Raw genomic sequence first — 26,306 nt, 5'->3', positions numbered from 1 at the left:
TCCCCGCACCGGAGGAAGAGGCTTCCGCATTCTTGTCATGCTGAACGACGTCCCGGCCTGCGAGCCGTGATCTATTCAGCATCTCGTTTTGTCTTTTAACATCTGTCATTCCCGACCCTGAATAGATCCCGTATCAAGTACGGGACATGGTTCAGGGCAGGCGCCGATCGGGAATCCATAAACCCGTTCGTACTGAGGCGCAGAATCTGCGCTCATACGCGATTGCTCCGTCACTACTCAGCTTTCGCCAAATACAGGAGCAAGGATAATACTGATCTGCGAGCCTGTCCTGAGCGAAGTCGAAGGGTCGAAGTATGAACGGGCCGCAGAGCATATCCTGCATCTTGCATCAAACAGCCGCCCGTCTCCTCCTCACCGCAAAGAACACACCGACGATCATCAACCCCGCCGCAGCCGCGATCATACCCCACTCGGACAGCGTGGGTATCACATCCAGCTGCACGTTATAGAATGTGCATTCCGCAAAACCTTCCCCCGGGGCTGTGCAAGTCGCAATAAACCCGTTCTCGATCTCTTCAATGGCTACGCCGTCGTTGAAACAGATTACGTCCTCGAGCCGCCATCCGTCAGGCACATTCTCAACAACCGTGAGGGGGGTACCCGGCCCTATTACCGTAACAAAAGCTCCATCGAAGGGGACAAGAGTGAACCCCCCGAGGACCAAGTCCCCCTCCATGCGGGTGAAATCGAAACTCGTATCCTCACCTATCGCCGCCTTGATAACCTCGATCTGACACCCCTGCTGACCCCATGCGTCTTTAGCTGGGCCCGTCACGAGAACTGCGCCTGCTGTGAAGGAAATTAATAGAAGAAAAGCAAGAAAACTGCCTGATTTTTTATACATGCAATCCTCCTTCAATCATGTAATTAAACCGGATTTTAGATCAAATTCAGTCTTAATTCAAGATTATTTTAAATCCCCCCTCCCGCCGCCGCCGCGATCATCCCCCACTCCTTATTTTCTTCCCTCCCCCTTGATTTAAGGGGGAGGGTTTGGGTGGGGGTTTACATTATTTCAACGAACGAAATCAGATTCAAACAGTCCGCGCCTTCCTTCTCCTCACCGCAAACCACACTCCCGCCATCGCCAACCCTGCCTTTAATTCCCTCCTTAGAAAAAGGAGGGTTAGGGAGGATTTATTCTTTTCTCTTTTTAAGAATTAAACGCCTTCCTTCTCTTCACCGCAAAGAATATGCCCACCAATCCTAATCCCGCAGCCGCCGCGATCATGCCCCATTCCTTCTTACATTCCCCCCTTTCGTAAAGGGGGGGTCGGGGGGATTTATATTTTTCTTTTAAGAATTAAACGCTCTTCTCTTCCTTATTGCGAAGAACACTCCCACAATCATCAGCCCCCCCGCCGCCGCGATCATGCCCCATTCGCTCAATGTCGGAATGGACGACACCGCACGCACGTTTGAGATCGTGCAAGTGGTCTCAACGATGAAGCCAGGCTGACATTCGATCTCGGCGCCGTTCTCGATCGGGGTGACGGTGAGCCCGTCCGTTACGTCGCATTCGACCCCCGAGAACGACCATCCGCCCGTAGGCAGCTCGATCAGCGTACTGGCCCCTTCCCCGGAGCTCAGCTGTACAGAGACGCATTCGCCAGAATCGAGCACACGAATCACCGGCTCGGGATTGACTTCCGTGAACGTTATAAACTGAAACGGAACGCCCACTACCCCCTCGGCTTCTTTGCAAAATTCTATGAAGCATTGCCCGGGCTGTGCGTGGGCGGAAACGCTGAAAAACATAATCGCGGCCAGAGCCGCCGTCGCAACGAAAGCACGAACACCGATCATTCTTTTCATATTATCCTCCTGGATTATTTACTCTATTTCCGAATCAAGCCGCCGCGATCATCCCCCACTCCTTATTTTCTTCCCTCCCCCTTGATTTAATGGGGAGGGTTTGGGTGGGGGTTTACATTATTTCAACGAACGAAATCAGATTCAAACAGTCCGCGCCTTCCTTCTCCTCACCGCGAACCACACTCCAACCATCATCAGTCCCGCCGCCGCCGCGATCATCCCCCACTCGGACAATGTCGGGATATTAGACACGCGTTGTCCGAACCCGAACCTCACCTCGTCCACGCCCTGCGCAATATCCTCCGGGCCCGAGATATCAACCCTCACCACCGGGACTGTTGAATCGAATCCCACGAACGTGCTGAAGAAGTCGTCGGTTTTCACTTCTATGGAATCGATGGTAATGCCGTTAGCGTCGAGGAGCCTTACCGTCTGAAGCGTATTGCAGCCGCTGCCCTCGGCAAAACACCCGATGTCCATTCCCGCGGTAGTCACGCCGCCCTCGAACAATATTTCAAACGTGCTCGGTCCGCCCCCGCGGGCAAGCGCGTTTTGAGGGTTCGCCGCCCCTTGAAAATTTATTCCTCCCAGGAATATGACGGTCGCATCTAACGGGAATGTCTCGAATGCAAGACCGGGGAATATGTCACCCGGTTCGAAGCAGTCGTCGTTGCTAAACTCATCCACAGGCTGGTTGCAAGTTTCATACTGTCCGGGATCGACTTTCCCCGCGTCGAAGTTCTGCACAAGCTGGTTGGGATGGTTCTCAATATAATCAGACTTGTCTAATAAAAATGTTACGCCAGCCGAGGCAGGGAGAGCCCACGAGAGGAACACGACCGCAACGAGCGCGGCCGGGAATAGGAGTTTTGTCACGGACTTTATACTTTCCATGCCCATCCTCCGCAAAGTTTTTATCCGCGGACATTAAATTCACGCCAGAAGCCGCTTACACCATTATACTATTTCCGGTAATAAAAACCAAATACCTTGACTTCCCGAAAGAATTAGTGATTATGGAAAGTTACACCTGCCCGTGTAGGCCCTCCTCTCTATCCTGATAATAAAAAAAGCCCCTTCCTCCGAACTGGAGGAAAGAGGCTCTGCAAATTATACTCCATCTTTTTATTCCCTCCTTTGAAAAAGGAGGGTGAGGGAGGATTTGTCTTTTATATTGTCATTTCGAACCGAAGTGTGAGAAATCTATCTTTATTCTTTCTAAAAAACAGATTTCTCGCGTACGCTCGAAATGACAGCTATTTTCTAAGCACGCACCTTCCTCCTCACCGCAAACCACACTCCCGCCATCATCAGTCCCGCCGCCGCCGCGATCATCCCCCACTCCGAAAGCGTCGGGATATTCGAAACCCTCACGTTCACGAACGTGCACTCTCCCTTGAAACCGCCCTCGGGGTCCAGGCATTCGAAAATAGCGCCGCCTTCAATTTCCGTTACAGTGACTCCGGGGTTGAGTTCGCAGACAACGTCCGCCAGAGTCCAGCCGGGTGTGGGAATCTCTGTAATAGTCACGGGCCCCGCTTGGCCAAATATGGCCGGGACAGGTATACCCGCCGGAAATTCAGCAAAGCCTATATTTCCATCTAACTCCACCTGAAATTCAAAGAGCTGACCTTCAGGCGCCCCCTCGGCGATCTTCGTCACTTCTAACGCACAAGCGTTCCCCTGGGCGCGTCCCTCCGCGGTTCCAAAATAAAACACCCCGGCAGCGGCCACGAAGAATAAGAGAAGTCTGAACAACGGTCTGGATTGTCTCAGCATTTCATCCTCCGAAAAGCAGATATTATTTATACGATCTGTGCTTTTTTCCTTTTAAGAACAAACCACGCTCCCACCATCATCAGTCCCGCCGCCGCCGCGATCATCCCCCACTCCGAAAGCGTGGGGATCGCCGCAGCCACAGGATCGTTGAATATCGTGCAGAATGTGGGAGCCTGCGGATTCACGCACTGCTCAACCCACCCATCCTCAAGTACTTCAAGTATGACGACTCCTCCCCCCGGTTCACATTCTATCCCTCCGAACTCCCATCCTGCCACAGGGACTTCTGTGATCGTAGCCGGGTCAGGTGATGCAAAGCCCGACGTGCTTTCACCCGCAGCGACAAAAAATGTAAAAATATTCTGTCCTTCTACCACGCCGTTGAATTCAAAGACCTGGCCCTCCGCCCCTGGCGCTATCTTGGTAACTTCGATAAAACAGCCCTGAGCGGCACTTTTCTCCGCCGAAACGAAAAAAAAGCCAAGAACAACAGTTACAAATAATACAAGGCTGAAAAAGGGGGCAAATTTCCTGTGCATATCATCCTCCTAAATGCGGAAAGTATCCACATTCTACATCAATACCGCATCTTATCCAATATAGTTAATATAATGCAAATGTTTTTCACACAAGGCTAGCATTATCCCGCGCTTGCCCCCCTCCTCTCCGCCGGTATCCTATTCAGCATGCATAAGCATATCACCGCCGTCTTGTTATCAACGCTGCTCATCGCACTCACCCCATTTGCACATGGAGAAGAATTCGCCGGATGGTTCGGGATACCGGGCGCCGACTCCGCGTGGAAGAAGGAGTGCGGCGGCGGGACCGCTTACGTCTATCCGAAATATATCATATATACGAGAAAGTCCCCAGCATTCGAGGGGCAGGACATATACGTCTACAAGCCCAGCTCCGGAGTCCCCGACCCGTGCCCGCTCGCCGCGAGGAACGCGTACTACACGATAAGCGCGGGCGAGTTCGGGGGCGCCAACACGTTCGCCGGAATGCACGGGGGCTACCTGCTCATAGACGAGTGGCCCGGGCGCGACCACAAGCGCCTGCTCGTCATCGACGCCGCGAAGCGGAGCCTGGTCTACTTCGACTGGTACGCCGACGCCAGGATCGAGGCCGGGACGCTCCTCTATAACCGCGTGCTAAAGGCGAGCAAGGCCACCCGGAAGAACATACCGTGCCCCGACGCGGAGAAATGGGAGAAGGAGGGGAAAGCAGTGCTCTACGTCGAGGGAATGACGCTCGACCTCCGGACGATGAAGGAAACGCACTCGGGCAAATTCTTCTGCGAGCCCGCCCCCGCCGTCACGCAAAGAGCCCGCGACTACACGATCCACTGAGCACACGCGCAGACACATAGTGTCATTTTACGATCCTTCCGAATCTCCTCAGCCTAGTCGAGTATCGTCACACTCCTCAGCTGTAGGAGCGGCTTCCATCCGCGATTCCTCCAGTATGTCATTGCGAGGAACGGAGTGACGAAGCAATCTCATCCTTTATCTTATATTCCCTCCTTTCGTAAAGGAGGGGTAGGGAGGATTTGTAATTATCTGTCTTTGCGAGGGAGCGGAGCGACCGCGGCAATCTCATGCTACATCACACCCGTAGGAGCGGCTTCCAGCCGCGATTCCTCCAGTATGTCATTGCGAGGAACGGAGTGACGAAGCAATCTCATCCTTTATCTTAAATTCCCTCCTTTCGTAAAGGAGGGGTAGGGAGGATTTTAGCGGATCCGACCCTCCATTCGACGCGCACACAATGCCCTTCCCACGGCGGCCGCGGACTTTTCCGCTCACACCGGCAATCCCTTATGTCCGCACTGCCGCCCGCCCCCGCTCAAATCCCGGCTGAGCCCATGCTCTCTTTCAGGTCCTCGAAATCGTCGGCGCTTATGTAATCGAATCCCGAGCCCCTGTCGCGCTGCACGGTGATGCCCGATTCGCGTATCTCGTCGAGGATGGTATCGACGTTGGTGCCGAGTATTCGCGCCGCTTTCTCGATTGTGACTTTTTTTATTTCGCTTCTCATAAGAAAAAGTCTATCAAATGATTCCAGATTTGGAATACTATTTTTTCCGCTTTAACCGGGCGTTCATAAAACCTTCGCGGGCAATTTATTCGCGGAACAAAAAAGCCCCTTCCTCCGCAGTGGAAGAAGAGGCTTCACAACTTTCCGTCATTCCCGACCCTGAATAGATCCCGTATTGAGTACGGGACATGGTTCACGGTAGGCGCCGATCGGGAATCCAGATATTTTGTCATCCTGAATTTATTTCAGGATCTCTTTTTTTAATCATGCATCCTGCATCTTTCTCCTCCGCACCGCAAACCACACTCCCACCAATCCTAATCCAACCACAGCGGAAATCATTCCCCACTCGCTCAGTGTCGGAATGGCACCCGTCTGCACGTTCAAGAATGTGCACGTAACCGAACCGAGGTTAGGCCCTGTACACATGAGGCTGACGCCGTCCTCAAGAAATCCTACTGCAACACCCTCGGCATTCGAGCAATCGATATCGACGAGCCGCCAGCCCTCAAGCGGTTCTTCAAACACCTCCGCGCTCTGCGTGAGGGGTATGCTTACGACAGTGTCGCAAGAGCCTTCCCCGCCGCCGGTCAGCGTAAACTCAAGCGGGCCTGAGGGAGCTTCCCCGATGAAATTAAATTCCGCATCGCCCGAGGCCGACTTGCATATCTCGATATCGCAATCCTGCGCTGAAGCATCCGACGGCCCGGCGGTTAGAAACAACAAGGATACGACGGGAACCAGAAGGAAAACACCAAGAGCATATTTAAATTCATGCCTCATAATAATCCCCCTTTAAATATGTTTAGAACAATACTACAATACGGATATTGCCGTTTCAATCATTTTTTCGGAGCCGGGAAAACGCGCGTCGGAGAGAACATAAAAGCCCCTTCCCCCGCAGTGGAAGAAGAGGCTTCACAACTTTCTGTCATTCCCGGCGCCGATCGGGAATCCAGATATTTTGTCATCCTGAATTTATTTCAGGATCTCGTTTTTAAATCCTCCCTATCCCTCCTTTTTCTAAGGAGGGAATTAAAAGCATTTTCCCCCTTTGGAAAAGAGCCTGTCCTGAGCTCGTCGAAGTATGAACGGGCCGCAGAGCATATCCTGTATCTTGCATCAAACAGCCGCCCTTCTCCTCCTCACCGCAAACCACACTCCAACCAATCCCAATCCCGCGATAGCGGAAATCATCCCCCACTCCGAAAGCGTGGGAATATTCTCCACAATCACTCTTTCATTCACCACTGTGCATTCAGCAAATCCGCCCGGCACGTTACATGCCGCCGTGAAACCTTCCTCGGTCTCCGTGATAGTAATTCCGTTCACGCCCTCACATATCACTTCCGCAATTTGCCAGCCGGGACTAGGCAGCTCGACCACTTCCAACAATGTGCCGAAACCGAAAGACGCCCCTATGAGTGCCATACCGTCCCCGGGCAAGCCCCCATCAAAAATCAAGACTCCGTTCTCGTACCCTTCGAAAAAGAAGACTGTGTCCCCCGAACGTTCTGCAAGTTTAAATATCCTGATATTGCACGGATCTGCCTGCGCCCAGGCGCTCCCGCCGGATGAAGGAATAAGCAGTGCTACGGAAATAATGAGTAATATCAGGGCAATACCTGAAACAGGTCTGAGAAAGCTCCACATAAGATCCTCCATTAAGTTAATTGCATGAATTTTACTAAATAACGGTTGCGTGTGCAATATGCACCGTCAGTGGAAAGTCCGCCATCCCCTTCTCCTTTTCCGTCATCCCCGAATGTCTTAATCGGGAATCCAGTTCTTATCTGTCTTTGCGAGAACGGTTCCGAACGTGTGCAAGAACCGGTCGCTATCGGCTGATTGCAAGTACGCTCATTTACTTATGCGCGAGAGTTACACAAACCAAATTACGCAGTATGCGACCGCGTCAATCCCATGCTACATCGCACCCGTAGGAGCGGCATCTTGCCGCGATTCCTTTTATTCCTCCCTTTCGTAAAGGGAGGTCAGGAGGGATTTTTATCCTGTCATTCCCGAAACAACTGCGATCGAGCGAGCAGTTGGTCGCTGCTGAATGAGAGCAAGGCAGCTCATTTCCTTGGGAAAATCTTGTGAAGCCAAATTAAACCGGTCGCTATCGGCTGATTGCAAGTACGCTCATTTACTTATGCGCGAGAGTTACACAAACCAAATTACGCAGTATGCGACCGCGTCAATCTCATTATTCTTTCAAATTCCCTCCCCCATTTGCCGAAAGGGGGGAGGGTTCGGGTGGGGGGTTTACATTAGTTTAATTGCACAAAGCGAGATCAAACCGCCCGCGCTCTTCTCCTCCTCACAGCAAACCACACGCCGACCAATCCCAACCCTGCAGCGGCCGCGATCATCCCCCACTCGGACAGCGTTGGGATATTCGACTCTACCGGACGGTTAAAGAACGTGCAGGTGCCTTCCGTGCTCTGGGTTATGCATTCAAGAGCGACGCCGTTCTCTACTTCGGTGACCAGGATACCGCTGCCGGTATCGCACTCCACGTGGTCGAGTACAAAGCCCTCGGTCTCGTTCTGCGTCACTACCTCCGAGCCGATTTTGAACAATACGGAACATGCTCCGTTTCCGAGAAAGAATTCGTCTGTGTTTCCGCCGCCGAAATCCCGTATGTAACTGAATTCAACGTGGCCCCCCTGGACCGTTACGTTGCAATAGCCGACGAAACATGACTGCGCGTTCGCGCTGTCGGTGAGCCCGGCGATCCCAGTCACAACAAGCACGAGTAGCGAAATCTTCAAAACAGTCTTGATAACTATATTCACGATCATCCTCCCCTAAATTTATTTTTTTACCATTTCTCCTTTCCGTCATTCCCGACCCCGATCGGGAATCTCATCATTTCTGCCTTTGCGAGCGATCTGTCCCCAGAAGCTTTAGAGAAGGGGGAAGCGCGGCAATCTTACCTTTAACCCGTTCGTACTGAGGCGCAGAATCTGCGCTCATATGCGATTGCTCCGTCACTACTCAGCTTTCGCCAAATACAGGAGCAAGGATAATACTGATCTGCGAGCCTGTCCTGAGCTCCGTTCATCCTGAGCCTGTCGAAGGACGAAGGGTCGAAGTATGGATGGGTTAAAGGACATTATCCTGTATCCTGTATCATGCATCATACAGCCTGCGCCCTTCTTCTTCTCGCCGCGAACCACACTCCCACCAATCCTAATCCCGCAGCCGCCGCAATCATCCCCCATTCTGATAGCGTGGGAATTGCATCCGTCTCCACGTTAAAGAATACGCATTCCACAAAGCCGCCGGGAATGAAGCATGTGGCAATAACTCCGTTCTCGATCTCAGTCGTGGCGATGCCGTCGTTGAAACAGATTATATCTTCGAGACGCCAGCCCGGAGGCACCGTCTCCGTAACTGTAATTTCGGATCCCGGATCGAATGCTATTAACTGAGATGTACCGCTAAAGACAGTAAAATCAAAAACCGAACCATCGTCTACCGATTGAAAATCGAACCCTAAATTCTCCGCCCTGGCTACTTTCGCAACCTCGATGTTACAGGTCTGCACCTGCCCCCATGCCTGACCACCGAAGGTAAACATAACCGCTGCTGATAATACTAGAATAAAGAATAAAACGCTCGTCAATAATCGTCCAGATTTGTATATCACGACCGTCCTCCTTTAATTTGGTTATAAATGAATTGGCTAGACACATTTTACGGCAATCCGGTCCGAATTACAATCGCTCTAAATCAGCAGTGATCATTGACTCATAGACGTCAGTCTGGTGCGAAAGAAGGGGTTGATAATTCCGAATTGTAAAAGCAACAAAAAAGCCCCTTCCTCCGCACTGGATGAAAGGGGCTTCACAATAACTTGTCATCCTGAAATTTATTTCAGGATCTCATCTTTTTTTCATTTGTCATTCCCGAAGTTATAATCGGGAATCCATTTCTTTTATCTCTTATCCTGCATCATGCATCTTGTATCATGCATCCTGCATCTTTCTACGTCTCACCGCAAACCACACGCCGACCAATCCCAACCCGGCAGCCGCCGCGATCATCCCCCATTCCGATAGCGTGGGAATGTTACCCACCTGTACATTGATAAAAAAGCATTGTGCCGCGCCGCCGTTGGGAGAACAGAAAAGTTGTATGCCGTTCTCGATTTCCGTCGCAATCACATTTTCAGTCTCACACTCCACATTCTGCAACACCCACCCGTCCGGCACCTCTTCGACTATCGTTGCCGTAACGCCTCCCGGAATCCCGAGGTCTTGACTCTCGCCGTTTTCCAGCCCGAATTCGTCCGAGTCAGTCCCGGTAGTTACGAACGGGAAGACAGTCGGGTCACCGGGTATCCCCTCTTTTACAATCCTGACCTCACAGCCGATCTGGGCATAGCTCTTCCCGGGCTGAAGAGTCACGAACAAGGCGAAAATAATTATAAATACAGAGAAACCGACGATAAAACACAGCAGATCAAAGGATTGATTAAACAGATATCTCATGGAATCCTCCTTCAATTAACTTGCCAAGATTATATAATTTTCCGAGGATTCATGCAAATACAACGTACCCCCCCCTCACTCCTCCTCCACATCCTCCGCCTGTATCCTCCTCACGTCCCTCTCCGGGATGCCGTAGAACAGGGCGAGCCTCCTCACGGTCTCGGTGCTGTACTTGATCGAGTACACGTCCTCCTCCTCTAAACCGAAGTGGAAAGCGATCCTCCCCGCCCGCGTCCTCTCCCGCTTCTTCGGAGGGTGCGGACTGTTCGCCGCGAGCGGCTCCCCTGCGGCCCTCCTCTTCTCTATCTTCTGCATGAGCCGCATGAGCGCGAAATAGTTCGTCTCCCCGTGCGCGATCCTCACGCTCCAGAGCGTGCCGAACCGCGAGCTCTCCGTGAACGATACCGCGAAGACACATTTGTGACCTTTTACGGGCGCAGCGGAATGTAGTGCCTTATTCTCTTCTCCAGCGGACAATTCACCCGCATCCGCATAAACCGCCGACCCTTCCGCGCGTCCTTGTATCGGCACAGCAGAAGCCGGCGTATCGTCCGCGCCTCCAGCTGAAGCCCCCTCCGTACGATGACGAACCTCGCATTCTTCGGTGTCATCCTGCATCATGGATCCTGCATCCTGCATAGCGTCGGCAGAATCTGGACTTTTATGACCTTGCTCCGCCGCTGCCCTTAGTGCCAACCTCAAATTACCTCTCTCCCCCTCATTCCATACCTTATATATATGGGGCCTCCCGTCCCCTCCCTCCGTGCCGCCCGCTCCATATTCCCCGCGCCGCTCGCGGAGCGCTGCCGCGGCCTCCCATTCCTCGCTGCTCATCGACTCGTACGGGTTCCGCGAGCAGCACATATCGTGCGTGCCTTCCGAATATATCAGCTCCCCGCCGCACATAGGGCAGCGCAGGTGTTCGAATCCCTCTTCCATCGCTCGCCTCCTCCGCAGTATGTGTCATCTCCCGACGTTTTTCTCTTTGTTTTGTCTTTTGAGCGACATGCACAGAATCGGCGGCACACAATGTGTGCTCATATACTATTCTTACCCGGCTCATTTACTTAACCAACACTACACCCACTCATATGCCCTGAGTTTGCAATTTAATTTCCCCCTTAGAAAAAGAGCCTGTCCTGAGCTTGTCGAAGGAGGGATTAAGGGGGATTTAAAAATGAATGGATAAATCCACCCTACCCCTCCTTTACGAAAGGAGGTAATGACAATTCATCCTCCCGGACGCACCCCTCCCGTCACGGGAATCACAAAATCCCCGCTCCACTCCACAGAAACGTTATGATGAAATCCCGGCCGGCGGCCCGGTGCGCAAGTTGCGCGCCCGTCCCCTCGATCGCGGCCGGCGGTTAGTGACCCTTCAGTTTCTCCACCCTGTTGTCCCAGGGCAGGTTGACCTCTTTCGGAGGCTTCACCTGCTGAGCCTGCGCATGCCTCTCGAAATTAACGTTCGGGACGTTGAACCTCCTCCTCCCGTTCTCCTTACGGAAGTGGAGTATCAGGTCCCTGTCGTACTTCTTGTTGCGGGCATGGTATATCTCGTACCTCTCGTCCTCGAACAGTAGTCCGATGACCCTGAAGCTGATACCCAGCCGCTCGTGAAAATAATGTGCCTTCATACGTCTTTCGTTGCCCCCGCCGCTAATTTCCCCCTTGCTTCCCGCATCGAGCGATATTTTTTCCCTGATGTGAATCGCGAGTTTTCTTTTTATGATCGCCTTCATCGGATTCTTCCCTGATGCCGCACTTAAAAAGGGGAAACTATACCAACTTAATAGTATACCTTATTAATGTGCAATTATCCCCTAATTTCGTTATAAATTATCAATTTCAATCAAATCGCATAGTTGCGCGCCCCCCTCGTCCCGTCATACGCATATATAATGCATCCGGTTCTGTTTCCTCCCTATCCTCCCGCAATCATTACGATGTGTCATCTAATACACCGCGAAATCCCGCGCCCGTCAGCCCCTATCCTGTCCCATTTGCCCCTTCTTGGGCCATATCGCACAATTTCTCAGAAGATTGCTCCTTTTCCTTCCCTGTTCAAACCAAGACGTCCCCGCAAAATACAACCTCCAGGGCGATAACCCGTAATTTCGCGGGTGAGCACCCGCAGGCTTACGATCTCTAGTCTCGTCATCTTTGTCATTTCGAGGCAACGCCGAGAAATCTATCTTTTGCCTTTCTCTTACCGACATTACAGAATTTGCGTTAAGAAAATCGATTGTACGAGCGTTAAAAATCTTCCACGGGATGCGGTGGAATTGGAAGATTTAGCGAGTACATGAGATTTTTAGCAAATTCTGTTCTGTCGGATGATTTTTGCTTCTTTTCATCAAGGAAAAGAAGGATAAAATCAATTACTTTTACCATTCTTTTTCTTTTCATAATCCACACTACGCGTTTGTCGCGGCTAGAAGCCACTCCTACAATTTAAGAGTAGAAGTGTGAGCAAAGCGAAGCAATCTCGTCACTCTCACCTCCCGCTACATCGGAACATCACACAAAATACCCCCTCTCCCTGTTCCTCCTCCTTATCTCCGCGAGGACCATGTCGGCCTCGGGCGGCCCCGTGCGCCCGTCCTTCCTCTCCTGCCTGAGAGACTCCACGAGCTCCCGCATGCGCCTCCTCGTCTCCTCCGACCACTCCTCCCACGCGGGCTTGACGAACACCGTCTCCGCGCCCGCACGCGGGTCCTTCTCCTTCTCGCAGCACGCCTTCATCCGCCGCCAGTCGTACGTGACCCCGTCCTTCCCTCCCGAGGCGCAGTAGTCGTCGTTCCCCTCTATGCCGAAGCACGCGCGGAAATACTCGTACATGGGCCCGAACCCCTCCTCGCGGTCCCCGTACTCGCGCCGCCACCAGGCGAAGCTCTGCCTGTAAAATATACCGTCATGCCCGCATATATCGGATATATATTTCTCCGAATACCCGCACTTGCGGAGGTAGGCGGTGCACCTGGCCCAGAAGTTGTCGAACGCGTTCACGAGCCTCACCCTCTCCTCCGCGCGCCTGAGTATGTAGTAGATGTATTTGAACCCTTCGAGGAATCGGTCGAGCGTGCGGTCCGCTTTCAGCACCGGGAAGAACTCCCTCTCGCCGGCCCTGATGTAGTCGGCGAACGGGTCTATCGTCTCGTATAGCGCGAAGAGCGCCTTGAGCGTGTTCGCGGCGCCTCTGTCCCCCGCGCTTTCAAGGAACCCCAGCGCCTCCCTGAGCAGTCTCTTCCGCTTAGGCGTCATTCCTCCATATATATTTCCCTCTCCACCAACAACAACTTCCCTCCCCCTACCAAGGGGGGAGGGCCGGGGTGGGGGTGTTACCTTACACTCATCCATACAACCCAACCCGTTCGTGCTGAGCCTGGCCTGCCCTGAGCCCGCCTGTCCTGAGCTTTGTCGAAGGGTCGAAGGATTGAACGGGTTATTCTCTCGCGCCTCCCCTCCGCCCGCGCCCGATCCTGCTCCGCCTCCTCTGCTTAGCCCGGCCTTAGTGCCAACCCCGTTCGTACTGAGCTTGTCGAAGTATGAACGGGGTGTGCTTCCGGCCCCCTCCGCATATCCGGCACCATCAGTTTTTATTTTCTGCGGCCAATCGCCGCCCATCCTCCCCGCGCCCTCAACCCCTCCCCCGCCGAAGCGCCCGACGCTCGACCGTTCGCCCTGAGCCTGCCTGTCCTGAGCTTTGTCGAAGGGTCGAAGGGTCGAAGGGTCGAAATGTCCGCCCTGAATCTCGCCCGCCGTCATTTTCGAAACCCCCGCTGCGCGATGCGCATTCGATCCCCCTGAGCTCTCCGTAAACCCTCTCGATCTGTTCGTTTGCATTTTGTCCCTCCCGCAATCTTTCTCTGAGCGCAGAATCTGCGCACATATACGATTTCTTCATTTCTCTCCCACCAGAATCAGCAGGTGAGGCGTTACCCGCTCGTCCTGAGCCTGTCGAAGGACGGAAAGGCACAGAACCTGCGTTTATATCCGAACTCTCGGAACCCTCAACGTCTAAAATTATTTCCCTCCCCCTTCCAGGGGGAGGGCTTGTCCCCCGAAGCCTCGGCGAAGGGGGATCAGGGTGGGGGTCATCATCTCGTGGCGATTCCGCCACCCTCCGCATCTTCCGCAGATGCCACTCCACCGACTGCGCCTGGCTCGCAAGCATGCATATGTCGGGCGGCTTGTGCATCCACCCGAATACTCCCCCCTCGAGCTGGGACGCTATCATGAACGCTGCCCCCTCCCCCGCGAGCTCGTACACCTCCCCCGGCTCCATCTCCGGGTTGAGCTCCCGGAGCCTCCTGAAATACGTCTCCGCCGCGCCGTACTCCCGCCCGCCCGTGAGCGCGGGCTGCCCCGCCGCCTCCTCGTATAGCCCCCTCCACACCTCGTTGTACCACCGGGACGGCGAATACTCGCCTCTTTCAATTCTCCTGTCATTGCGAGGTACTAAGGGTACTTCAGCAGGCTCATCGTTTAGGTCAGCACTTGAACCATTAACCGTTCGTCCTGAGCCTGTCGAAGGACGGAAAGACGCGGAACCCGTTCCCGGATATGACTCATCCATCACTCCTCCGCCTGAATCAGCAATCGTAGCAATCTCATCTTTTGCGTTTAATTCCCTCCTTTGTAAAGGAGGGTTAGGGTGGATTTTATTTTGTTGTCGTCCGTACTCCTCCCCCGAAACGAGACCCTGGGGGCCCTCCCCCGCCCGCGCAAGGTGGATTTGACTCGCCTTGCCTCCCTCGGTCACGGCGTCGCTTTCGCGAGCCGGACGGCGGTCATTGCGCGGAGCCTCCTGATCGGGCCCCCCGGTCCCCCGTATAAAGCCGCAGCTTGTGTCTCCCGCCTCTCCTGTACCCTCACCGTCGTAAACACCGTCGACGTCAGTGCCCACATGTTTGTCATTTCGAACTGAAGCGTGAGAAATCTGTCTTTTATTCCGTCCTTCCGTAGTCTCTCCCAAGGACATAGCTTCTTTCACGTTCAAATCATCCCCGCACTCGCGCGCGCGAACGTCCGTGTTTTTTACGGACGTGTTCTTATCCTCTTCTCTCTTATTAATCTCTTCTCCTGTATTTGGGGGGACGGATTTTTCCCCTACGTAGGGGACAATTTCTTCCCCCACTGTGGAGGACATTTTTTTCATGACGGTCTTCAGCCTCCTGACCAGAGGAGCTATGCTGAACACGACTCCTTTTGTCCTGCCGTTCCCGTGCAGGTTCACCACACGCTTGAGCAGGCCCTTGTTTTCGAGCGAGGTCAGGATCCTCCTGATCCCCCTCTCGCTCATCCCGCTCACCTCGGTCAGGTGCCTGTACGGGTTCATCGTCCCGCTGAACGAATAATAGTCCACATAGTCGAGCAATATGGTATATTCGTTGTTCGTTATCCCGAGCTCCGCTCGCTTCAGCCTGAGCGCCCTCGGCACGCGCATGAACCCCTTCTCCGTTATCAGACTCTCCCAGTTCTCCCCGCTCATCTCCGTCTCCGTATAAGTCCCGTTGGAATTCGGTCCTCACAACCACATTTCCCAACCCTTTCAATGATGAAGGCATCAAAAAAATCTCCTCCCCCTTGAGGGGGGAGGATTAAGGTGGGGGTGACACTATCCACTTTCTTCTAAAACTTTTATGATTGCTTCCAAAGCAGCCTTCACATCCTCAAGCACTTCATTGTTCCAGAATCTAAGAACCCGGTAGCCGCAGGATTCAAGCCACGCTGTCCGTTCGGAATCATAAGCAACATTCTCGCTGTGTTGACCACCGTCCACTTCGACTATCAATTTCTTCTCAAGACACACAAAGTCCACTACATATTTCCCGATTGGATGCTGCCACGGTTGCAAACAAGTGAGCAACCGGATGCCCTCTGCTGAATGCATAAATCTCTAGTGATCATCGCGAACAACTAACATAAAACAAAATAGAATTTGTTTCCTCCGATATTCTTTAAACGGAGATGTCTCCATAATTTCTTTTCAGCATCCGTCAGGTTCTTCCTCAATTGGCGAGCATTGGCTATATTCATCCTTTACCCCCCATCCTGCCCTTCCCCCTCAAGGGGGGAAGGAACTAAAATCTCCTCTCCTCCAAGCGGGAGGAAACTCGTTCTTTCTCCCCCCCTACCTTATATATAAGCGGTCCCGGCGCCCCGGCCTGCCAGGGGACTGGCCGCCTGAGCGTCTCCGGGACCGTCTCTGTAGGAGTGCCGCCTCCGCCCGTCTCACCTCTTCGTGAGCTCGAGCAAATTATTATTCCGCACGGACACGGGCCCGGTAGTTTCCTCCATCGCGCGCTCGTACGCGCGCCTGAGCTCGCCGATCTCGACGTCGACCGCCCTGCAGTCGTACCCGGCTGCGGTCTCCCTGCACGCCGTCACAGTCACTTCCCGCCCGTCGCCCCCCTCATACGCCCTCCCCAGGTGCCACGTCATGTAGAGGAACCCGAACCCCAGCACCGCGTAACTCATGTACCTAAGCAACGAATACTTCATGACCGCCTCCCATCAATTTATTTGTCACCCTGAACTCGTTTCAGGGTCTCATTCTTTAAAACCCGTTCGTGCTGAGCCTGTCGAAGCACACCCCCACTCATCATTCACCCTCCTCCCCCTCTCCCTTTCTCTCAACATCGCGTCCATAATTCATTCACTCCTCTCTTCATCAGCAGGGGCGACCAATTCCTCACTCGTTCGGAATTGTTTCCAGCACCTCCCAGAGCCCGCTCCTCTTGAGCCCCGTCACCACCTCAGGGTGCGGCTCCTTCATCCTGAGCGTCTCTATCAGCTCCACCGGGTTGAGCCCGTCAGTCGCGACGTACCCCGAAAACGTCTGCCCCCTCCTCCGGAGCTCCTTCTCGAACCTGAGAAGGTTGAGATACCCGTACTTCCTGAGCGCATCCTCTACGGGCCTGCTCTTCGCCCCGTCCACGTATATCACCATCTTGGTCGACGCCGGGCTCACCCCGTGCGAAGCCGCGAAATTCTCTATGCTCCCCCACTCCCCGATTATCTGCTGCGTGGTTATGTGCTCGATCCGTCCCATCAGACTCCATTCTCTCCCTGTCAATTCCGTCATAGTCATTCCCGTCATCATCCGACTTCCCCTGCCTTGTCATCCTGAACCATGTCCCGGACTCGTTTCAGGATTGTTTCAGGATCTCATCTCGTCATTTCCGTCATCATCCGACTTCCCCTACTTTGCAAGCTGTGCTTCTCATTTTCCTCCCCCTTGAGGGGGGAGGAGTAAGGTGGGGGTGACACCGCATGTCATCTTCCAAAGCTCTTACAATTACCTCCAATACAATCTCTACGTCCTCAAGCACCTCATTGTTCCAAAACCTGAGCACGCGATAGCCTTCGGATTCGAGCCAGGCTGTGCGTTCATTGTCATACGCGATTTGCTCTCCATGCTGCCCGCCGTCTACCTCTACGACCAGCCTCCTCTCATGACATACAAAATCCACAATGTATTTCCCGATCGGCTGCTGCCTTCGAAACTTGTTTCCTCCAATATTCTTTAACCGTAGATGTCTCCATAATTTCTTTTCAGCATCCGTCAGGTTTTTCCTCAATTGGCGAGCATTGTCAGTGGAGGCCTTTCTATTCACTTCACCCCCATCCTCACCTTCCCCCCTCAAGGGGGAAGGAACAAAAGAATCTCCCCTCCCTTCATCATCTCTGTTCACAATTTCCATTGATCCCCACTTGCAATTCACAGTATTGTGTATTAATATTGCTATTGTCATATTGTTTATGTATATTATATTCACAGAACTGGGAATTTGTCAATAGGTAAAATCACAGTTTTGTGAATCAGGGGGCAGAATGGATCACAATAATGAAATAGGGCAGAGGCTCAAGCTTGTGCGGGAAGCGCTCGACTTGACGCAGGAGGAGTTCGGCAAGGGGATAGGGAAATCACTCAACACGGTGCTAAGCTGGGAGTCCGGCCGCACCCGCCCGCCCGATCACTTCCTCAAGGTCATCGAGAAAATATACGGCATCAGCCCGAGGTGGCTCCGCCGCGGCCAGGGGGACATGTTCCTTCCGGATATATCGTCCGTCTTCGGCGGCGACAGCCTCGTCGAGATAAAGATATGGGAGCTCGCCGGCGCTGGTAATCCGCTCACCTCTCCCGACGCCGAGCCGATAGAGCGCGTCACGCTCCCGTCGAAGCTCGTGCGGAGCTACACGAACGGGTTCAAGGTCGAAGGGGACAGCATGTACCCCACGATCGTCAACGGCGCTTACGTCGGCTTCGACCCGAACGACAAGAAGATCGTGAGCAACGGCATCTACTGCCTGCACCTCCCCTACGAGGGCTACGTCGTCAAGCGCCTCGAGATCACGCCCAGCGAGATCATCATCAAGAGCGACAACAAAATGGTTGCCGACTACCCGGTCCCTCTCGACGAGCTCGACCGGAATTTAATCGTCGGCCGCGTGAGATGGGTATTCCAGAATGTGTGACGGGGGGAACATTACATTCTTGTCTTTGCGAGCGAAGCGAAGCAATCTCATCTTTTGCTTTTCATCTTTAATTCCCTCCTTAGAAAAAGGAGAGTCAGGGAGGATTTTCTCTTTCGCTTTTTTAAACCCGTTCGCCCTGAGCTTGTCGAAGTGTGTCTTTGCGAGGGAGCACAGCGACCGCGGCAATCTCGTCCCTTCCTTTCTGTCATTCCCGACGCCGATCGGGAATCTCGTCTTTCAACGTTGTCATTTCGAACGCACGTGAGAAATCTATCTTTTTTGCATTTATCTGTCATGCTGAACCATGTCCCGTGCCACGACACGGGATCTATTCAGCATCTCGCTTTAATCTGTCTTTGCGAGCCGAAAGCGCGGCAATCTCATCATTTGCAATTAATTTCATCCCCTCCTTTCGTAAAGAACGGTTCTGAGCAAGCGTAAGAACCGGACACCCTAACGACAAAGGCACCAAAGTAAATAAATTTGCGGCTGTTCGTGGCCTAAGCCAAATTAGGCTAGGGTGGATTTTTCCTTTCACTTTGTTAAACCCGTTCAACCCTTCGATCCTTTGACTACGCTCAGGACAGGCGCGCAGTTCTGGATTGGCTCCATAATTCGGTTAAATCTTAGGAGCGACACAGGGACCATATACGAGCGCAGGTTCTGCGCTTCAGGGCGAACGGGTGTCAATCCAGTAGAGCACCAACCCCTACTCCACCCAGCCGAGCACGTTCCTTATCACGCTCCACCGCGGCTCGGGGGCGGCCCCGGTCTTTCCCTGGAACCAGTACTCCTTCATCCGCTCCGTGAACCCGTCCGAACCCCTCAGCTCAAGCCAGTAATTTATATACCTCAGCATCTCGTCAGATCCGGGCGGCATCATGTACGCGAAGAGGAGCGGAGAGTGGAGGTCTTTCGTCAGGACGACGCTTATGCCCGGTCTCAGCGACGCGAGTATGAGCGCCTGCTCCTCGGTCCAGATGAGCGCGTCGAAGCCGTTGAAGGAAAGCATGTCCTCGAGGCTCGTCACGTACACGACCTGCGCCTCAGGGAAGGTCTCCCTTACGAACCCCGCGAGCACGGTGTCGTTGAACACCCCGATCCTCAGGTCCTTTATCCGCGACATCTTCTCTCTCGATACGTAATCGCCCGCCTTTTCAGAAGGCGCTATCATGACGACGGGGCTCTCGAAATAAGGGTGTGATACCTCGAGGTCCTTTATCCTGTCGTCGGTTATGTATATCCCCGAGACCGCGATGTCGAACCGCCCCGCCTTGAGGTCGTCCGCGAGCCCTTCCCACGTGTAGGGCACGAAAACGGGATCGACGTTGAGCGTCCTCGCCAGGTCGTACGCGAACGACACGTCGTATCCGACGAGCTCCCCTTTGTCGTTGAAATAGCTGAACGGTATCGGCGCCGCGTTGTATCCTATCCTCAGCACCCCTGTACTCTGGATGTGGCTGAACAGCGACCCGCCGCCCGCTCCGGGGTCGTGAGCCCCGGCCTTGAGCGCGGCGTCCCTGTCCTTGTATACCGTCGCGTTTACTCCGTCGCCTGTCCCGGCCGGCAGAGAGTACGAGAGGTAGGGGTTAGGCCTTTTGGGGCTGAGCCATGCCTCGAGCTCGTAGATACCGTAGCTCGCCGCAGAGAGCACGATGAACGGGAGCGCGAGATGTATGGCGAACCGCGATTTACTGAACCTGATCCTTTTGAAGAAAGCGAATGTCACGACGACGGTGATGAAAAATATTCCCGCGACCGAGGCGATGACCTGAAAATACCTCGTGATTGTCATGAGCTCGACGTAAAGGTCGGTCGTGTTCTGCGTGAATCCCAGCCACGAGCTCATGAACGATATCGAGTTGAGAGTGGCGATCGGCGTGCCGAACGAAGAAAGCAGGCTCAGCACGGGCATGAGGAGCTGGTCCAGGAAATTCACCGGGTGCTTGTAATAGAATATGCAGAACCCCATGAAGAGGTATACGAACAGGTTGCCGATCTGCGTCAGCGGATAGCTGAACGAGAGCACCGTCTCCTTTATGCCGAATTCGTCGTTCTTGTCGAAATTAAGCTCCTCCGTGAACCTGTCCACCGCCTGGAATATGTAGGGTATGGACGTTACGGGGAGCATCGTCACCGCGGACATGAATACCCCCTCCCGCATTTCCCTGATAATCCTCGTGACAGGGAAGCCGATAAACGCTGATACCATTCCGGGCACGATCCAGAACGTCAGTATGAGCGACGCGGCTATGAACAGGAGCAGGTACGCGACCAGGTTGTCGAGCTGCGTGACGGTTATGGTCCCGAACAAATTGGCGAAGAGCGCGAAGACCGCGATCGGCGAGAACTTGATAATCCCTTTCCAGATGAGGAGGCACGACTTGCTCACGACGTCGAAGAGCTCGAGCGTGGACGCCTTCTTCTCTATCCTCTGCACCGCGAGCCCGAGAAGTATGGAGAAGACGACTACGGCCGGAACGAAGTTGCTCGTAAAGTCGACGAACAGGTTCTTCGGGATGATGAGCTCGAGGAACTGGGAGGCTGAATCGCCCGACCCCGCCGGGTCTATCAATAGCGGCGACGCTACAGGGAACGCGCGTATGAGTATAGCCAGCGCCGACAACGTAACCGCCCACAAAAGGATGTAGTAGTGCCACCCTCTCCTGAAAAGCTTTCCGAAATTCTCGGGGGACATTTTGCCGAGCCCGTATATCAGCGAGGACACGAGGAACGGGTACAGCACCGCTTCGAGCAGCATCACGAAGACGGAGCCTACGGGGGCGAGGACCCTGCAGTATTCACCGAAAAACAGGCCGGCGAATATGCCCAGCACGAGCCCGATAATTACCTGCACCGTGAACCCGACGGAATTTATGCTCATAGGAGGACAATTATATCAACTTTACGCCCGGATGTAATCAGGAATGACGGTCCCCAAGTTCAAAGACTTCCCCAAGGAAGCCGGCTGCTCGGGCGGGACGATGGTGGAGTAATAAAACAATTCCCTCCCCCTTGAGGGGGGAGGGCATGGGTGGGGGTGTTACCTTTCAATCATCTATCTAACAAACCCATTCAACCCTTCGACAAGCTTCCGTCTTCGTCAGAGTCCTCGCCGTTCTAACTTCCCCGCTTTAATTTAACCGGGGACGGGCTTGTGATTATCTCCTCCAGATTCTCCTCGTAAGGCACGCGCGTCGACTCGACGTATCTTATGAGCATGTTGAACCACGAGACGATCAGTATGAGCTCGGACGCCGCATCCACGCCGAAGCGCTTGAGCAGTTTTGCGAGCGTATCGTCGCTCAGGCTTATGTTTTTGGTTATCTCCTCGGCCGCTCTGCAGGCAAGATTTGTGTCTGCGTCGAGCCCGTCCACCATGCCGTCGCTCGTCAGCGCCGCGATCTCCCCTTCCGTTATACCCAGCTTCCTGGCGAACAGCACATTGTGCCTCATCTCGTAATACAGCCCGCAAATGTAAGCGATGCGTATATACATGCACTCCCTCAGCCTCTTGTCGAAGCTTCCTTGATTGAAAATCTCGTCTATGAAGCTCATGAGGGTTTTGAAACAGCGAGGGACGCGCGCGAACATGCGGAGGTTGTTCAGCCTCGGAAGCCCGGACAGCGCGGCCGCGACATCGGCCGGCAGATCCTTGTCCGCGGGGAGCGGTATGGAGACCGCCGACGTTCTCGGCTTCAACCCGAAATTATTTCGCCAGTCATTATTCCTTATATTTATTACATTCATTTGCAGCCTCCCACGCTCCGGTCGATCTACCAAATGATTGCGCCCGGTATGCTCTTTTGTCAAGCCCGCGCCTGGTTTATTCAATGTCCCGGTTCCCGTTATTATTTCATAACGATTTCTCGCAAATAGCGGGATTACGCCACACGGGAAATTCCCCGTAACGCTTCTTAATCCTCCGTGATCAGTAACAAATATTCTGCCCGCTCCAATTGGCATCTCGTTTGCACCTATATATACTCATACGATTCATAAATGAGATACGCCATGAGAACGGCAGCTGTAACAGATAACATTTTCAGAGGAGGATCGATATGAGTCAGAATCAGAAATACAAAGGGACCTGCTTCTGCGGGGCGGTCGAAATTGAGGTAACGGGCGAGCCTGCGCTCATGGGCTACTGCCACTGCGATTCCTGCAAGAGCTGGTCGGCGAGCCCCGTGACGGCGTTCACGCTCTGGAGCCCTGAAGCGGTCAGGGTCACGAAGGGCGCGGACAACATAGGCACGTACAACAAAACCCCCTTCAGCTTCCGCAAGTGGTGCAAGTCGTGCGGGGGCCATTTGCTAACGGAGCATCCGACGATAAATCTCAAGGACGTGTACGCGGCCGTGATCCCGGACTTCCCGTTCAAAGCGGCGATCCACGTGAACTATCAGGAGACGGTGCTCCGCATGAAGGACGGCCTGCCCAAGTTCAGGGACTTCCCGAAGGACGCCGGCGGCACGGGCGAGACGATGGCGGAATAAGGTATGAAAACTCAACCCGTTCGTCCTGAGGCGCAGAATCTGCGCTCATGTACGATTCCTCTGTCACTCATCAACTTTCGCCAAATAATGGAGACAGGATAATACCGAACTGCGCGCCTGTCCTGAGCTTAGCCGAAGGGTCGAAGCATGAATGGGTTAGGCTTCCTTAATTTTTCTGTCATTCCCGCCTGTCCTGAACCATGTCCCGGCCTGTCCTGAACTTGATTCAGGAACTCCGATCCGGGATCTATTCAGGAACCACGATCGGGAATCTAATAATTTTGTCATGCTGAACTTGTTTCAGCATCCCGTCTGTTCTTTTTCATTTTATCCCCTCCTTTGTAAAGGAGGGATAGGGTGGATTTGCTTTTAATCTGTCTTTGCGAGGGAGCATAGCGACCGCGGCAATCTCATGAATAAAGCGAGATCGCCACGGCTACATTCGTAGCCTCGCGAAGACAGAAAAAGGGTGTCATTGCGAGTCCATCGACTCCGCTCAGGATAAACTCCGCGCGGCAATCCCGTTCTTTTCCTTTCCCGACATTACAGAAACGATTTCGAGCAAGCGAGGAATCGGTCGCTCTATCCTAACAGACAACGTGCCACTTTCTTGGCTCCGTTATTTTCTACTGGCAAATCGTTAAGAAAATAGAGTATTAAGGCGTGAAAATCGTTCAGGGAACGAATGCAAGCGAGCGCGCATTCGGACGCCCTCACCTACCATTATGAAATAAATTAACCTTGGCTATCACTAAACTACTTTGCCAATTGGGGCAGAATTGAACGATTTTAGCCTTAATGCGATATTTTTAGCAAATTCTGTTCTGTCGGGTGATTTTTGCTTCTTTTCATCAAGGAAAAGAAGAAATAAAATTAGCGTTCCTTTTCTTTAGTCTTTTCCTAAACCCCGCGTGTGCGGCCATCGGAAGAATTTACTTCCTCGCCATGATGAACCACGTGCTCGACGGCATGTACACGCCCCCGTTCTTCACGTAAGGCTCCATCGCCCGCTTCATATCCTCGCGCACCAGGGGGAGCTTCTCCTGCCCGAGCTCCGCGGCCTCCCGTATTATCTCCCCCGACGGGCCGACGAGTATCTGGTAGTCGAGCGCCTCCTCAATGCTCGTCCCGATGCACACCTCGGCGTCGTTCCTCATGAACAGGTCCACCTTCTCGAACCCCGCCGCCCTGAGCATCCCCCTGTCCGTCTCCTCGTCGGCGAGCGCGAACGGCCCAGGCCCGCACGTCTGCGCGCCCTCTCCCGGAGGCGGCAGATGCTTGAGCGCTATGTCTTTAGCCAGGCCCCAGCACGGGTTGTCCCTGATCGTCCTCCACACTATCATGCAGAGCTTTCCTCCGGGCTTGAGCGCCCTGTGCGCGTTCTTGAGCGCGTAGACGATGTTCTGGAAAAACATCACGCCGAACCGCGAATACACCACGTCGTAGTAATTCGCCGGCAGCTCGTAACTCTGCGCGTCGCCGAGGACGAACTTCACGTTCGTAAGCCCCGCCTCGTCCCTCTCCCTGTTTGCGACGTCGAGGAACGCCTGCGTGCAATCGAGCCCCAGCACCTCTCCCGAAGGGCCGACCATCCTGCCCATCTCTATGGTCGTCTCCCCGTAACCGCACCCGATGTCGAGCACCTTGTCGCCGGGCTTTATCCGGAAATATTCGTACGCCGCGGCGCTGTGCACGGCGCCGTTCCCCGACAGCAGGTGGCGGAACCTGTTCCATTTCGGGACGAGTATCTCGTTCCAGCAGCTTATGAAATCGTCGTTAACGTTCATTGCATACCCCCATTGATTGATATACAAAGTCTATTTTAATTCAGAACGCTGTGTCAAGGCAGCAGAAACTGAACCCCCCATCAACGTTGACAAATATTATCAAACTATTGTAAAATGCTGACTATTGGAATACTTAAAAAACTTTGAGGAGGATGGGAATGAAAAAATTCTTTTTATCATTAGCCCTTACGTTCCTTTTTATCTCATCCCCGCAATTACTTGCACAGCCTCTTCCCGCCACATGCGACGATCTCGTAACTGACATACCTATGTGGGGCCAACCGGCAAGAGGAGTGGACCTGCGTGCGTACACGAACAGCACGCTCCACTGGATCGGCTGTCCGACGAACGGCTGCGCACCCGAGGATTTCTTCTGTAATTTCGACCCTGCGACGGAGACGCTCTCGTTCGGATCAACTGGAAGTGGTGCGATGAGAGCCGCCGTCGATCCCGGCAATGCGGAAGGCGATGTAATGCCGGACGTGAACCTGACGGGATGCTGCGACGCTGAAAATCCCCTGTTCGGCGTCTGCAACGCGCCCGACGCCAACAATAACGGGGTGCCGATCGACGCAGCCGAAGCGCTATGCTTCGCCCTGGGATACGAATCCGGCAGCCTCACTTGGATCGATTCCAACACTTGCCCGGAAGCCAATACTTTGACACCGAGGGGCAGTATCTGGTCGTCGGATTTCGTTGACAGCAACGGGTTCGGCCAGACATACACCTGCGTCGGATTCAGAGGCGATTCCGTCACCACGCCCATACCTACGCTCTCCGAATGGGGCATGACAGCCATGGCGGCGTTTTTCGGAATGGCCGGACTCATGGCTTACCGGAGAAGGAAACAGACCGCGTAAGATATATAAATCAACCAGTGAAAAGAAAAGGGAGGCTCCGGTCTCCCTTTTTTATTTCGCCGCCGAACCTCGGCAATCCCGTCCCCTTCCTGTCTTTGCGAGCCCTTCGACTATGCTCAGGATAAACTCCACGCGGCAATCTCCAGCGAAAAGAGAGATCGCCACGGCTATAAGACAGCCTCGCGAAGACAGAAAAGGAAGTGTCATTGCGAGGGAGCGAAGCGACCGCGGCAATCTCCCCCCACCTGTCATTGCGAGCCGAAGGCGCGGCAATCTCATCCTCATCTTGTCATTTCGAGCAGCGCGAGAAATCTATTGTTTATCTTTTCATTCTGTCATTCCCGACCCTGAATAGATCCCGTATCAAGTAAGGGACATGGTTCAGGGCAGGCGCCGATCGGGAATCTCGTCTTTCATCCCGCATCCTGCATCTTGTATCCCGTATCCTGCATTATCCCCCCGCAATCTCTCCTCATTGACCCGCTTATCGAATTATTGTAGGATGTTTCCAACCGCGTTAAT

Annotated in this window: 28 protein-coding genes; 4 read left to right on the top strand and 24 right to left on the bottom strand. The window is 53.6% G+C overall.

The genetic code is table 11. The annotated features are described in order from the left end of the window. Positions 1-349: 349 nt before the first annotated feature. The 5 genes from AB1598_06075 to AB1598_06055 all read right to left on the bottom strand — a co-directional run bounded on the left by AB1598_06075 (position 350) and on the right by AB1598_06055 (position 4,154). Complete coding sequence (locus AB1598_06075) at positions 350-865, bottom strand: hypothetical protein (protein MEW6144570.1); 516 nt, start codon at positions 863-865, stop codon at positions 350-352. A 452-nt stretch (positions 866-1,317) separates the two neighbouring features. Beyond that, positions 1,318-1,836, bottom strand: coding sequence for a hypothetical protein (locus tag AB1598_06070; GenBank protein MEW6144569.1), 519 nt, complete (start codon positions 1,834-1,836; stop codon positions 1,318-1,320). Between the two features lie 141 nt (positions 1,837-1,977). After that, complete coding sequence (locus AB1598_06065) at positions 1,978-2,730, bottom strand: IPTL-CTERM sorting domain-containing protein (GenBank protein MEW6144568.1); 753 nt, start codon at positions 2,728-2,730, stop codon at positions 1,978-1,980. A gap of 369 nt (positions 2,731-3,099) precedes the next feature. Next, a complete protein-coding gene (locus AB1598_06060; protein ID MEW6144567.1) occupies positions 3,100-3,615 on the bottom strand; it encodes an IPTL-CTERM sorting domain-containing protein in 516 nt (171 codons plus the stop codon). A 26-nt stretch (positions 3,616-3,641) separates the two neighbouring features. Continuing rightward, complete coding sequence (locus AB1598_06055; protein ID MEW6144566.1) at positions 3,642-4,154, bottom strand: hypothetical protein; 513 nt, start codon at positions 4,152-4,154, stop codon at positions 3,642-3,644. Positions 4,155-4,301: 147 nt separating this feature from the next. Here AB1598_06055 and AB1598_06050 point away from each other — a divergent pair, with 147 nt between their 5' ends. Continuing rightward, complete coding sequence (locus tag AB1598_06050) at positions 4,302-4,967, top strand: hypothetical protein (protein ID MEW6144565.1); 666 nt, start codon at positions 4,302-4,304, stop codon at positions 4,965-4,967. Positions 4,968-5,463: 496 nt separating this feature from the next. Here AB1598_06050 and AB1598_06045 read toward each other — a convergent pair whose 3' ends face one another. From AB1598_06045 to AB1598_05970, 16 genes are all read right to left on the bottom strand, one after another. Continuing rightward, complete coding sequence (locus AB1598_06045) at positions 5,464-5,655, bottom strand: hypothetical protein (protein MEW6144564.1); 192 nt, start codon at positions 5,653-5,655, stop codon at positions 5,464-5,466. Between the two features lie 264 nt (positions 5,656-5,919). Beyond that, positions 5,920-6,438, bottom strand: coding sequence for an IPTL-CTERM sorting domain-containing protein (locus tag AB1598_06040; GenBank protein ID MEW6144563.1), 519 nt, complete (start codon positions 6,436-6,438; stop codon positions 5,920-5,922). 339 nt (positions 6,439-6,777) lie between these two features. Next, positions 6,778-7,320: a hypothetical protein gene (locus tag AB1598_06035; protein MEW6144562.1), complete on the bottom strand. Its 543-nt coding sequence runs from the start codon at positions 7,318-7,320 to the stop codon at positions 6,778-6,780. A 632-nt stretch (positions 7,321-7,952) separates the two neighbouring features. Beyond that, the gene (locus AB1598_06030) at positions 7,953-8,456 is read right to left on the bottom strand and encodes a hypothetical protein (protein ID MEW6144561.1); all 504 of its coding nucleotides are present in this window, start codon (positions 8,454-8,456) and stop codon (positions 7,953-7,955) included. A gap of 344 nt (positions 8,457-8,800) precedes the next feature. Beyond that, positions 8,801-9,313, bottom strand: a complete 513-nt coding sequence (locus AB1598_06025; protein ID MEW6144560.1) for an IPTL-CTERM sorting domain-containing protein — start codon at positions 9,311-9,313, stop codon at positions 8,801-8,803. A gap of 319 nt (positions 9,314-9,632) precedes the next feature. Continuing rightward, positions 9,633-10,157 (bottom strand): IPTL-CTERM sorting domain-containing protein, encoded by a 525-nt coding sequence (locus tag AB1598_06020; GenBank protein ID MEW6144559.1) that lies wholly within the window; start codon positions 10,155-10,157, stop codon positions 9,633-9,635. 75 nt (positions 10,158-10,232) lie between these two features. Then, positions 10,233-11,096, bottom strand: a complete 864-nt coding sequence (locus AB1598_06015) for a hypothetical protein (GenBank protein MEW6144558.1) — start codon at positions 11,094-11,096, stop codon at positions 10,233-10,235. A 428-nt stretch (positions 11,097-11,524) separates the two neighbouring features. Further along, positions 11,525-11,899 carry a hypothetical protein gene (locus AB1598_06010; GenBank protein MEW6144557.1) on the bottom strand — a complete coding sequence of 125 codons (375 nt, stop codon included), beginning with the start codon at positions 11,897-11,899 and terminating at the stop codon, positions 11,525-11,527. Between the two features lie 514 nt (positions 11,900-12,413). Continuing rightward, the gene (locus AB1598_06005; protein MEW6144556.1) at positions 12,414-12,566 is read right to left on the bottom strand and encodes a hypothetical protein; all 153 of its coding nucleotides are present in this window, start codon (positions 12,564-12,566) and stop codon (positions 12,414-12,416) included. Between the two features lie 111 nt (positions 12,567-12,677). Next, the gene (locus AB1598_06000) at positions 12,678-13,421 is read right to left on the bottom strand and encodes a hypothetical protein (protein MEW6144555.1); all 744 of its coding nucleotides are present in this window, start codon (positions 13,419-13,421) and stop codon (positions 12,678-12,680) included. Positions 13,422-13,797: 376 nt separating this feature from the next. After that, a complete protein-coding gene (locus AB1598_05995; protein ID MEW6144554.1) occupies positions 13,798-15,651 on the bottom strand; it encodes a hypothetical protein in 1,854 nt (617 codons plus the stop codon). Between the two features lie 126 nt (positions 15,652-15,777). Then, positions 15,778-15,954 (bottom strand): DUF559 domain-containing protein, encoded by a 177-nt coding sequence (locus tag AB1598_05990; GenBank protein MEW6144553.1) that lies wholly within the window; start codon positions 15,952-15,954, stop codon positions 15,778-15,780. Positions 15,955-16,079: 125 nt separating this feature from the next. After that, positions 16,080-16,199, bottom strand: coding sequence for a DUF559 domain-containing protein (locus tag AB1598_05985; protein MEW6144552.1), 120 nt, complete (start codon positions 16,197-16,199; stop codon positions 16,080-16,082). A 195-nt stretch (positions 16,200-16,394) separates the two neighbouring features. Next, positions 16,395-16,664 (bottom strand): hypothetical protein, encoded by a 270-nt coding sequence (locus AB1598_05980; GenBank protein ID MEW6144551.1) that lies wholly within the window; start codon positions 16,662-16,664, stop codon positions 16,395-16,397. A gap of 190 nt (positions 16,665-16,854) precedes the next feature. Next, positions 16,855-17,265, bottom strand: coding sequence for a hypothetical protein (locus AB1598_05975; GenBank protein ID MEW6144550.1), 411 nt, complete (start codon positions 17,263-17,265; stop codon positions 16,855-16,857). Between the two features lie 85 nt (positions 17,266-17,350). Continuing rightward, positions 17,351-17,779, bottom strand: a complete 429-nt coding sequence (locus tag AB1598_05970) for an endonuclease domain-containing protein (protein MEW6144549.1) — start codon at positions 17,777-17,779, stop codon at positions 17,351-17,353. Between the two features lie 217 nt (positions 17,780-17,996). On the opposite strand from AB1598_05970, the gene AB1598_05965 reads away from it, so the two are divergent. Next, complete coding sequence (locus AB1598_05965; protein ID MEW6144548.1) at positions 17,997-18,641, top strand: S24 family peptidase; 645 nt, start codon at positions 17,997-17,999, stop codon at positions 18,639-18,641. Positions 18,642-19,350: 709 nt separating this feature from the next. Here AB1598_05965 and AB1598_05960 read toward each other — a convergent pair. Then, positions 19,351-21,525, bottom strand: a complete 2,175-nt coding sequence (locus AB1598_05960; protein ID MEW6144547.1) for a cation:dicarboxylase symporter family transporter — start codon at positions 21,523-21,525, stop codon at positions 19,351-19,353. 236 nt (positions 21,526-21,761) lie between these two features. After that, positions 21,762-22,391, bottom strand: a complete 630-nt coding sequence (locus AB1598_05955; protein MEW6144546.1) for a carboxymuconolactone decarboxylase family protein — start codon at positions 22,389-22,391, stop codon at positions 21,762-21,764. A gap of 311 nt (positions 22,392-22,702) precedes the next feature. Here AB1598_05955 and AB1598_05950 point away from each other — a divergent pair, with 311 nt between their 5' ends. Next, the gene (locus AB1598_05950; protein MEW6144545.1) at positions 22,703-23,137 is read left to right on the top strand and encodes a GFA family protein; all 435 of its coding nucleotides are present in this window, start codon (positions 22,703-22,705) and stop codon (positions 23,135-23,137) included. A gap of 932 nt (positions 23,138-24,069) precedes the next feature. Here AB1598_05950 and AB1598_05945 read toward each other — a convergent pair. Continuing rightward, positions 24,070-24,924 carry a class I SAM-dependent methyltransferase gene (locus AB1598_05945; protein ID MEW6144544.1) on the bottom strand — a complete coding sequence of 285 codons (855 nt, stop codon included), beginning with the start codon at positions 24,922-24,924 and terminating at the stop codon, positions 24,070-24,072. A gap of 158 nt (positions 24,925-25,082) precedes the next feature. Between AB1598_05945 and AB1598_05940 the strand changes: the two genes are divergently transcribed. Beyond that, entirely contained in the window at positions 25,083-25,784 is a 702-nt protein-coding gene (locus AB1598_05940) for an IPTL-CTERM sorting domain-containing protein (GenBank protein ID MEW6144543.1), read from the top strand. Positions 25,785-26,306 lie beyond the last annotated feature (522 nt).

Source organism: Thermodesulfobacteriota bacterium, from assembly GCA_040754335.1.
In the GTDB taxonomy this organism is placed as follows: Bacteria; Desulfobacterota_D; UBA1144; order Nemesobacterales; family UBA2774; genus 2-12-FULL-53-21.
Note: the sequence above shows the minus strand (reverse complement) of the source record. Positions and strands in the feature narration are given on the sequence as shown.